This is a genomic window from Pseudogemmobacter faecipullorum (genome assembly GCF_020539525.1).
GTDB classification, from domain to species: domain Bacteria; phylum Pseudomonadota; class Alphaproteobacteria; order Rhodobacterales; family Rhodobacteraceae; genus Pseudogemmobacter; species Pseudogemmobacter faecipullorum.
Map to the genome: position 1 here is coordinate 1 of NZ_JACDXX010000040.1, position 9,918 is coordinate 9,918.

The following is a 9,918-nucleotide window of genomic DNA, read 5'->3' on the forward strand; positions in this document are numbered from 1 at the left end:
TCATGGGTTTCGCTGGCGCGGTCCTTCGGCTCTTCATCATCTTCAACTCCAACTGGGATAAAGATGAGCCGCAAAGCCTCCGCTACGCAATCACGCCAAACTGTTCCAAGGGTGCTGATGGCGGACACTGCAGCCGGGTGGCATCGTGATGAATGGCGATCATATGCGTTTCGATGCCCGCTGGCCCACCCTGCAATCCGTGGCTTCCAATGTGCGCCGCCGGGTTGAGGAGGAAGCGCTCTCCAAGGGGGAAGACGATTGGGCCCAGTGGTGGGAACGCGCCGAGCGTCTGCCGCGGCTGGCACCCCTGAAGGCGGCTCGGGACGCATTCTATGCCTCGAGACCCAGCAAACGCGCCAGCAGCGGTGAAGACTGCCCGGTTGACTTCCATATAGCGGCCTTGCGCCATGCCGGCTTCTCCGAAGTCGGCACAGCATGGCAGATACTGGACAATTATGTGATCTTCGGAAGACGTGATTGAAACCGCAGGGCTCCGGGGCAAACCATGCCCCGGAGCACACCATCACCTCAGCACCATGCGCAGCCGCTCCAGCGCCTGCTCGAGCGGCGCCTGATAGGAGATATGGGTTACAAAGCGCCCGTCGGCACCGAAGAGCTGGACCGAGGAGCTGTGATCCATGCTGTAGTCACCACCCGATGTGGGAACCTTGCGCGCGAAGATCCGGAAGGCCTGCATCGCCTTGTGGATCTCGTCCACCGGTCCGGTGACGCCGACGGCACCGGGCAGCCAGCCGACATAGTCCGCGAGGATTTCGGGGCTGTCGCGCTCGGGGTCGACGGTCACGAAGAAGATCCGCAGATCTGCGGCCTCGTCCCCCAACTCCTCCTGCCATGTCAGGATGTCGCCGATGGTGGTGGGACAGACATCAGGGCAATGGGTGAACCCAAAAAACACCAGCGAGGGTTGGCCGATCAGCGTCTCTTGTGTGAATGCGCCACCGTCATGGCGTTGCAACACATAGTCACCACGTCCGAATTCAAGCGCCCCGGCCCGTTGCCGATCGGGCGAGAGCATCAGGAACCAGGCCACCAGCCCCAGTGCCACCACAACCAGCGCCCAAAGCGCGATGAGGAGGCGCCGTTGCACGCTCATGCCCCAAGCGCCGCGCGCAGCTTCGCCACCACACGGGCCGGATCTTCCTGATAGCTGAAGATCTGGTCAAAGCGCCCGTCACGGTCGAAGAGCATGACATAGGCGGTGTGGTTCATCGTGTAATCGCCGTTGTCCAGCGGCACTTTGCTGGCGACGATCCTGAAGGCGCGAATGGCGTTCTGCACTTCTTCCGGCGTTCCGGTCACGCCGTGCCCGCCGTCGATCCAGCCGACATAATCGCCCAGCATTCCGGCGGTATCGCGCTCGGGATCGACGGTGATCAGGAAGACCCGCAGATCGTCGCCGGCCGCGCCCAGTTCCTCTTTCCAGCCGGCGATGTCGCCGATGGTGGTCGGACAGACATCCGGGCAATGGGTAAAGCCGAAGAACACCAGCGAGGGTGCGCCCACCAGCGTTTCAGCCGTGAAGGGCGCTCCGTCATGGGTCACCAGGTGATAATCGCCCTGTCCGATATCGGCATTGGCCATGGCCTGGGTTGGCGTCTGTTGTGGCCGCAGGAAGACCCATGTGCTGGCGAGGCCGGCGATGGCGACCAGCCCCCAAAGCAGGATGCGGAAATTGCGGAGAGATTTGCGGTGCATGTCTGCCTCAATGCTGATGCGCGCCGGTTTCACCGGCTTCGGCGTCGAAGAACTGCTCCTGATCGAACAGGTCAAGCCGCGCGGCATGTTCCGGTGTCAGCGCAGCCTCGGCCTCGGCCTGTGCGGCAGCCAGAAGGGCTGCGATGTCGGGCGCGATGCCCATCTGGATCATGTTGGCCTCGCCCTTCAGGCCGGTGCCTGCGCAGATGCTGACACGCCAGAGGCCGTCCTCGTCGCGGCGCAGCAGCGCCCGGCCGCCCCTGTCCTGCTGCGACCAGCCGATGATGGCGATATCGCCTTCGATCAGCAGCGGCGCCACGGTCAGCGGGCTGTCTTGCGTCTCGAACATGTTCTTGAGCAGGCCGGTGATGCGGGCGGCGTCGCCTTCGACGGTGGATTGATCGAAACCGGCACTGTCATGGCCATGGGCCGCATGCCCCTGCGCCAAGTGATCGTGCGCCGAATGGTCGTGTTCCGCAGCACCATGCGGTGCTTCAGCCTCCGGCCAGTCGGGATGGGTCCGCGCGTTCAGGGCAAGGATGTCGAACGCGACGGTGACCTCGCCCGCCCGCTCGAACCGCAACACCAAAGGCAGGGTGCCCCCCTGTTCCAGCCGCTGTGTCAGACCATTAATCATCAGATGCAGGCCGCTCGGGTCCAGCGTGACGCTGCCGCCTGCGGGGATGACCAGCCCATCGCGCAGCAGACGCATCGACATGACGCCGTTTTCCATCGCCATTTCGTGCAATTCGACATTGCGGCCGATCTCTGCCGTGGCGCCCAGCAGGCGGTCGTCCTCAGCCCCGGTATTGGTGATGGTCAGATAGGCCCCACCGACCGGCGCGCGCGGCAGGGTGGCACGGATGAAGGCTCCGGTGATCGTGATCCCGCCCGACTGCGCCTGTGCGGCGGGGGCATGGTCGTGGTGCTGGGCGAAAGCGGTGCCGGTCAGCAGGGTGGTGGCCAAAAACAGCGACAGCAGGGCGGGTTTCATGGCGTGTCCAATCGTCATTTGAGGGTCAGGATGCCGTCAATGCGCGTCATCGAAAAGCGTGTCAGGCGGATTTCAAGGTCAATGGCCCAGTCACCCGCCAGCGGCAGGATCAGCTCGGGCACATGCCAAAGGCCGTCCGCATCTGCGGTGGCCTCGTAAGTCATGCGTTCGATCCCGCGTTCGGGCAGCGTCAGGCCAACGGTCACCGCTTGCGGTGTGATCGGCTGCATATCGCCGTCCGAGAGCCAGATTTCCATGGCGACCGGACCGGCCGTGCCGGGGGTCACCGTCACATCGGCCATCACCGCTGCGGTGTGGATATGGGTATGGGCGGGCGCGGCGACGACCAGCGCCAAGGCGCGCGGCGGCGGGGTGAACCGCCAACCGGCGGCAAGACCGAGAATGGCGACCACCAGCGCCATCTCGATCAGGATGACGACCCGCAGGCGGCGGGTGGCTTGCGGCACGCCCTTCAGCGCCGGTCCGGTCAGCGACCAGCGGTTCCACGCCGCCAGCACGAAGAGCAGCGCCAGCAGGCCGAGTTTCACCGCCAAAATACGGCCATAGGCGGTCGCCAACCCCTCAGGCCCGCCCATCTGCACCATCCCGAGCGCAATGCCCGAACCGGCGAGCAGGAGCACCGCAAAGGGGATCGCATCCGAGAACCGTTTCAGCGCGGCGGTGCCATCGTCGCGGCGCAGCCAAAGCGCCAGCGGGATCAGCGCGCCCAGCCAGAAGCACAGGGCCGCCAGATGCAGAAAGACGGCAGGGCGGGTCAGCCATTGCGGATCGGCTGCCCCGGCATGGCCGGCCGAGGCATAGGCGGCCGCCAGCAGGGCGGTGGCGAACACGGCCAACGGACGGATGCTCAGCCCCGCCAGGCCGAACAGCCCCGCCATCAGCGCCAGCACTGTCATGATGCCGAAGCTGGTCCGCCATCCCGCAGCCCATGGTGCAGCGTTGAACAGCGCCGAAAGCGGCAAGCCAAGCGCATCCGCCCCATGCAGGCCAAGGGCGAGCGGGGTTGCGGCAAGGCCGCTCCAGATCAGCGTTGCAGACATGCGGCGCGCGGTTGGCGGCAAACCGGCGATGGCACCGAACAGCCCGCCGCCGATGCCGAAGATCAGCCCGACAGACATCAGCAGTTTCGCGCCCCACAGCAGCCCAGCCACGATGGGGTCGCCCGAGGCGACCTCGGCCGCGCCGGTGACTTCACCGACCGAGAACACCAGCGTGCCCGCCACCGGATGCCCGTCGGCCGAGGCGACGCGCCAGCTCAGCACCTGCGTTCCGCGTGTGAGATCTGGCAAGGCGATGGTCAGGCGACTGTCGCCGCTGGCCGCTTGGGTCAGATCGGTCGAGCCGCCATCCGGTCCGATCAGGGCAATGGCGAGGGCTGCGACCGGCTCGTTGAATGCCAGCACGATCACATCCGGCGCGGTCTCGAGCAGCGCGGATTCGGCGGGCGTCACACCCAGCAGGACGGCATGGGCATGGGATGCCCCCGGCAGGAGCAGGGCGGCCAGTGCAATCAGGGCAGCGGCCCACAAGACAGGACGGGGGGCGAGGCGATGAACGGGGCGGGTCATGGCGGCTGTCTCTCGGATTTGGTCGCAAGGGTGCGGAGGGCCGATGACGGCCCCCCGCGATATGCTGCCTTAGTGGCCCGAGGGTGCCGGGGCCGGGGTCACGGTGATGAAGGGTGCCGGATGGCTGACGTCACCGCCCGAGGTGTCGATCCAGGCGGCTTCACCATTCGCGCATTCCTGCACGATCAGGAAATGCATCTGGGTGCCCGGCTCGACGCTTGAGGCCACCGCGCCGCGCACGATGAACTCGTCATAGAAGGCCGAAGGCAGATCGCCGCCCGACCAGACGATTTCGGTCACGCCCGAGGTGATTTCATTGTCACGATGGGTGACCGGAGCCGCGTAATCGCCGCGCACGGTCTCGGTGGTCCAGCCGGCCTTGACCATCGGCTGGGCGTTCACGAAACCGGCGGGCAGTTGCACGCGGACGGTATGGGTGGCCTCATCGCCGCAGCCATGCGGGATGCGCAGCGCGATGCGGTGGGTCACATTGACGGCGGCCTCTTTGACATCCAGCGTGGCATGGGCCATGGCCGGGGCGGCAAAGGCGGTCAGGGTGGTGGCGGCGACAGCGGCGCCAAGGAAAGTACGGATCATCTGGTGATCTCCATCTGGTCTTGAAAGGATGGCGGGAACGCCCGCCGGTTCAGCCTTGCGCCACCCATGGGGGTGCGCGCGGCTGCGGTTCTCCTTGCAGGACACGGTGGAGGGGGAGTTGCGCGGTCAGCGCGCCGAGCTTTGCGGGTGCGGAATGGAAAGAGAGCGCCGTGAGACCCGTCACGGGCGGCAGCAGCCCACCGCCACAGAGCGATTTTCCGGGGCAGAGCGGAATGCTGCGCCCCTCGTCATCGCTTTGCCCCGAGGGGATGCAGAGCGTCCAGTCACTGCCGGTCTCCACCCCGGCCAGCCGCAACTCGGTCACCGCGCGCGAGACCAGATGCATCGGCGACAGCAGCGACAGCAGCCAGACCGCCAGAATGGCAAAGGCAAAGCCGCCCTCGCGCAGTGCAAGGCGCGTGAGTGGCCGGGTCTTGCTCTGGCGGCGGGGCTGGGTCATTCGGCCACGACCTCGGGTCCAGCCTTGCCGGGAATGACGGTGCCGGGGAAGGCATCGAAGCGCGCGGTGAAGGCCGGGCCAAGTGCGGCTTCGGCGGCGGACAATTCGGCGCGCAGCCGGTCACCGGCGCTGCGTGGAACACCAAGGCTGGTCAGTGTCGCCTGCAATGTCAGGCTGGCATCGGACCACATCAGGGTGCGCCAGCCACCCGCATCGCGGCGCAGGAACGCGCGTGCGCCGGTATCTGCCAGTGTCCAGCCGGCCAGGGCGACATCGCCGTCCAGCACGACGGGGGCGATCATCGCATCCGGGGCGTCAAGCGCCGCGCGCAGGGCCGTGGCAACAGCCACCAGATCGGCGGGGCGGTCCATCGCAGGGGTGTCAGGGCTGGCCGGGGCATCGGGTTCATCCTCGATATCCAGCGGGTCGATCATGAAGAACATCTCGAGCCGGCCGCGTTTTTCAAACACCATCACCCCGTCGAGTTCGCCACCCTCGAACAGCGGGCGGGAAATGCCGTCGATCACGCCGCGCGTCTCGCCCCGGAACAGCATCGCCATGTCGCCCGCCGGAATGTCGATCCAGGCCATGCGCTCCCACAGGGTCGTTCCATCGGGCTGCACCACCGGGCGCTCGAACCGCACCGGGCCAAAGGGCGTCTCGATCGCCAGCAACCGCTCGGGCTGGTCGGTGTCATTGGCCAGCACCATATAGACCATGGCCGAGGTCGCGCTCATCGGCGTTGCCGGGATCGCCGGGTGGATGATCTGCAGATCATCCAGCAGGAATTCATGCGCCACGGCCGGGGTGGTGATCAGGCACAAAAGCAAGGCCAGCAGGCGTTTCATGGCTCGGCCCTCTCAGAGCTGGCGGGATGTCCCCGGGGCCAGGGATCGGCATAGGCGGGATTGGTCAGGAATCCCTCGTCGGTCAGGCTTTCGAGAAAGGCGATGATGCCGGCGATCTCGGCCTCGGTCGCGGTAAAGCCGACCAGCATCCCGTCCTTGTGCGGGTTCTGCGATCCGTCCCCGGCATAGGGGCCGTCAGTGATGGTGCGGCCCCCGGCGGCGTAGTGATCCAGCACATCGCGCAGGGTTTCGGCAGAGCCATCGTGGAAATAGGGCGCCGTCACCGCGACATTGCGAAGGCTGGGCGTGCGGAACCGGCCCATATCGGCGGGGTTGCCGGTGAATTCATGGAACCCCGTGGCCCAGGGCGGATAGGCCCCGGCGCCGTCGATGTTGTAAAGGCCGTTGTTGTGGCTGCCCGTCTCGGCAAAGCCGGAACGCGAGGTTTGCAGATTGTCGGTGAAGAGGACGCCAGCATGGCAGTGATAGCATTCGAAACGGTGATCGAAAAACAACTGCTCGCCACGCTTGGCGGCGTCGGAAATCGCCGCCGCCTCGCCCCCGTATTTGAAACGGTCATAGGGGCTGTCCACCGAGATCAGCGTGCGCTGGAACGCGCCAAGCGCGCGGGTCACGGTGAAGAGGTCGATCTGGGGGCGGTCGGGGAAAGCCGCCGGAAAGGCCTCGGCGTAATAAGGATCCTCAGCCAGCCGTGCAAAGATCTCGACCTCGCGGCCATTGCCGCCCATTTCCTCGGGGTTGTCGCCAAAAAGTGGGATCAGCGCCTGGAATTCGAGGCTGGTCACATGCGGATTGGCCCAGGTCAGCTGAGGGTAGTAGCCGACATTGGCCAGCGACGGCGCATTGCGGATACCGACCGTGCCGTCGATCCCCAAAGCCAGCGCGCGCCCATCGGTAAAAGCGCGCTCCTGCACATGGCAGGACATGCAGGCCACGGTGCCATCGCGCGACAGGCGGGAATCGTAGAACAGACGGCGGCCCAGTTCGACCACCTCGGCGCGCATCGGGTTGTCCTCGGGGACGGGCGGCGTGGGCATCCAGGCCGGCAGAGGCCAGATGAAATGCCCCACCTGCCGGGCAAGACCCGCCATCTGCGCAAGACCGGGTGCCCCGGCGGCCAAAGCCGCCGTGGTGGTCAGGAGCGCGAGCAGGGCAAGGCTCCGCGGTCGCATTCAGCGCACCGAGAGCAGTTGCTGCGCGCCCGCCGCGATGCCGTCGAAGGGCAGGCCCAGCCTGCTCATCACCGTTGTGCAATCGGCATCCCCCGGGAAGGACATGCAGCCCGGCGAGGTGTCCGGTGCGTTCACCCGCAGATCAGCCCCTGCCACTACCGGCGCCGGGTCGATCACCACGGTGTTTGTTGCAGGATCAAAGCCCGGGAAGGTCACGGTGACCCGGTTCGGATTGGTGCAGGCGCTTGGCGCCTCGGTCTTCGATTCCGCCGCGCATTGGGTCGAGCCAAGATGCAGGAACCAGCCCTTCGGGCCATCCTCGGCGCGGTCGGTCGGCACCATGTCGATGCGCACGAAGCGGAAGCCGTTCTGCCAGTTCCAAAACATGCCGGTGGTGTTCAGCGGCGCGGCTGCCAGCGTCGGGTCGATGTGGTTCTGCCCGAACGGCACGCCGAGCGTGAAGGTCAGCCCGACATAGTCGCCCGCAGGCACGGTGCCGTGCAGGCTGGTGTTCAGATCGGCATTGCCGGTGCCGGAACAGCCCTGCGTGCCATCCTCGAAATCAAGGAGCGCGAGGGTGTCCAGCTGCCATTTGCCATCCTGTTCCAGTGCGATCGGTTGCAGGCTGCCGTCCGCCCGGACCAGCGCCGCATCGCTGACGAACAGGCGGTAGTCGATGCCGGTGACGCTGGCCCCGGTTGCGCCAAGCGCGTCATAGGTCTGGCCACAGGCAAAGGGCGCGCCGCCGATTTCGGCCGCGAAGTTGATGTTGACCGGCTGTTCAGCCAGCGCCGGGGTCGCCAGCAGCAGGGCTGCGGTGGCAAGAAGAGATCTGCTCATGGGGTTTGGTCCTTGGTTCGTTGGGAAACGGAGCGGGATGTGCCCTGCAGGGCGAGCCAGGCGGCGATGTCTTCTCCCCCGGATCGCAGTCTGAAGCCCATGCCGGTCGTGGCGGCCGGGTCACCCAGCCGTTGTTGCAGAAAGGTCGGGGGATCGGCGACGAAGCTTGCGAGGTCCGCCTCGGACCAGACAAAGCCGCTGGCGGCGAGATCACGGAACGCCTGGGAATAGCGGTAGCCTTCCCCGGTCCCTGCCGGACGGCCGATGATGCCGAACAGATTGGGGCCGGTGGCTCCGCCGCGCACGATCACGGTGCCGTCGGCGGCAGTCACCGAATGGCAGGCGCGGCAACGCGTGAAACCGCGCTCTCCGGCATCAGGGTCACCGGTGGTCTGCGCGCTGGTAGTCGCTGGCTGCAACAGGCAGAGGATCGCAAGAAGAGTTCGACGCATTTCAGGTCCGCAGGTCCGGAGAAATCGTCCGGGCACATGGAACAGCCATCGGCTGCCCCCCGCCCGGTGAGGCTCAGGGTACGCACGGGTTTGCGCGGTCAGGTGACCAGCGTTGGCGCGATCCGCAGAAAACCGGTCATTTCGCCAGAAGGGAACCGGACGGATCGACGCTGCCTTGCCCGGGCCACCGGCGCAAGCGTGCGTGTCAGACCGGAACGGGTGGGGCTCGGGGTTGGCCAGTATCGGCCTGGACGCGTGCCCAGAAACGCTCGGGGGGCGAAGGCAGGAAAGGGCTTACGGCAAGCGGAAGCACGATCGCCAGAAGCACCGTATCAGGCATGATCGCGAGATCGTTCTTGCCGATCCCCTGGGCCGGACATAGCGTCTGCGGCCCATCGGGGCCGTCACCGTCAAGATCAAGCGGGAGGCAGAGCGACCAGTCCGTCACGGTGACAATACCGGCCTCGGCAAGTTCACCGATCAGCCGCGAGACTTGGTGCATGGGTGCCAGAAGCGACATGAGCCAGATCGCGAGCACGGCCAAGGCCATGCCGATCTCCCGGCTTACGATGCTCGCTTTACTGGACAAATGCTGCTCTCCCTCAAACCTTCCTATACGGGAAGGTTGCATGATCCGGCAAGCTGGCCATGTGGTTCAGAGCAATCTGTCGCAGGAGAGCGAAGTCGTCGCGCTGCATGATCAGACTTGCTTTCGACGGTACGAGCCCGCCAGGCTCCCCCCTCTCAACCAAACGGCCGCCCGCCCTGCTTGAAGGCCTGGAATGCCATGGCGAGGAAGGGCTGCGGCTTCCCCGAGAGCGCCGCGAACTCGGCCCGGATGCCACCCTCGTCCAGATTGGTGCCGATGATCACCAGCCGGCTTGAAGCCGCACCATTCGGCCAAGCCTCCAACCGCGTGATGGGATAGAGCCGATGCTGGACGGCATGGACAAGGGCTGGTGACGCAGGATCGTCCTGAAGGGCGACCAACCCCTTGATCCGCAGCAATCCGTTGCCCGGCGTCGAAGTCAGCCGTACCAGGAACTGCCGCAGCGCCCGCTCATCAACGGGGTCATCGCGAGTAAGCGGTATAGCCACGACAGGGTTGTGTCGCAAATTTCCGAACAGGCTGAAAGGATCTGATCGCTGGACATAGTTATGCCGCGAGCCCCGCAAAGATCTGGAACGCCGAGGCACCGTTAGCCGGGATCTGTGCCTTGCGGATCATG

General features: G+C 65.9%; 13 protein-coding genes and 1 pseudogene. 1 reads left to right on the forward strand and 13 read right to left on the reverse strand.

Annotated features, from left to right (window positions below):
* The first annotated feature begins 148 nt into the window (after positions 1–148).
* Positions 149–481: a hypothetical protein gene (locus tag H0485_RS20280; RefSeq protein WP_226937722.1), complete on the forward strand. Its 333-nt coding sequence runs from the start codon at positions 149–151 to the stop codon at positions 479–481.
* 42 nt (positions 482–523) lie between these two features.
* Here H0485_RS20280 and H0485_RS20285 read toward each other — a convergent pair whose 3' ends face one another.
* From H0485_RS20285 to H0485_RS20345, 13 genes and pseudogenes are all read right to left on the reverse strand, one after another.
* Positions 524–1,114 carry an SCO family protein gene (locus H0485_RS20285; RefSeq protein WP_226937723.1) on the reverse strand — a complete coding sequence of 197 codons (591 nt, stop codon included), beginning with the start codon at positions 1,112–1,114 and terminating at the stop codon, positions 524–526.
* The gene (locus H0485_RS20290; protein ID WP_226937724.1) at positions 1,111–1,716 is read right to left on the reverse strand and encodes an SCO family protein; all 606 of its coding nucleotides are present in this window, start codon (positions 1,714–1,716) and stop codon (positions 1,111–1,113) included. The genes H0485_RS20285 and H0485_RS20290 overlap by 4 nt, the downstream gene beginning before the upstream one ends.
* A 7-nt stretch (positions 1,717–1,723) precedes the next feature.
* A complete protein-coding gene (locus H0485_RS20295; RefSeq protein WP_226937725.1) occupies positions 1,724–2,728 on the reverse strand; it encodes a copper uptake system-associated protein in 1,005 nt (334 codons plus the stop codon).
* A complete protein-coding gene (locus H0485_RS20300) occupies positions 2,725–4,299 on the reverse strand; it encodes a copper resistance CopC/CopD family protein (RefSeq protein WP_226937726.1) in 1,575 nt (524 codons plus the stop codon). Before H0485_RS20300 ends, H0485_RS20295 begins: the two co-directional genes overlap by 4 nt.
* A gap of 69 nt (positions 4,300–4,368) precedes the next feature.
* Positions 4,369–4,896, reverse strand: coding sequence for a YcnI family protein (locus tag H0485_RS20305; RefSeq protein ID WP_226937727.1), 528 nt, complete (start codon positions 4,894–4,896; stop codon positions 4,369–4,371).
* A gap of 49 nt (positions 4,897–4,945) precedes the next feature.
* Positions 4,946–5,356, reverse strand: coding sequence for a hypothetical protein (locus H0485_RS20310; protein WP_226937728.1), 411 nt, complete (start codon positions 5,354–5,356; stop codon positions 4,946–4,948).
* Positions 5,353–6,204, reverse strand: coding sequence for a copper uptake system-associated protein (locus H0485_RS20315; RefSeq protein WP_226937729.1), 852 nt, complete (start codon positions 6,202–6,204; stop codon positions 5,353–5,355). Before H0485_RS20315 ends, H0485_RS20310 begins: the two co-directional genes overlap by 4 nt.
* A complete protein-coding gene (locus H0485_RS20320) occupies positions 6,201–7,397 on the reverse strand; it encodes a methanobactin export MATE transporter MbnM (protein WP_226937730.1) in 1,197 nt (398 codons plus the stop codon). Before H0485_RS20320 ends, H0485_RS20315 begins: the two co-directional genes overlap by 4 nt.
* Positions 7,398–8,237, reverse strand: a complete 840-nt coding sequence (locus H0485_RS20325) for an MbnP family copper-binding protein (RefSeq protein WP_226937731.1) — start codon at positions 8,235–8,237, stop codon at positions 7,398–7,400.
* Entirely contained in the window at positions 8,234–8,689 is a 456-nt protein-coding gene (locus H0485_RS20330) for a c-type cytochrome (protein WP_226937732.1), read from the reverse strand. Before H0485_RS20330 ends, H0485_RS20325 begins: the two co-directional genes overlap by 4 nt.
* Positions 8,690–8,894: 205 nt before the next feature.
* On the reverse strand, positions 8,895–9,239 hold the full coding sequence (locus H0485_RS20335; RefSeq protein ID WP_226937733.1) for a hypothetical protein: 345 nt from the start codon (positions 9,237–9,239) through the stop codon (positions 8,895–8,897).
* Positions 9,240–9,433: 194 nt separating this feature from the next.
* Positions 9,434–9,787, reverse strand: a complete 354-nt coding sequence (locus H0485_RS20340; RefSeq protein WP_226937734.1) for a CobW C-terminal domain-containing protein — start codon at positions 9,785–9,787, stop codon at positions 9,434–9,436.
* A 58-nt stretch (positions 9,788–9,845) separates the two neighbouring features.
* A pseudogene (locus H0485_RS20345) lies at positions 9,846–9,918 on the reverse strand (IS6 family transposase); the annotation flags it as partial.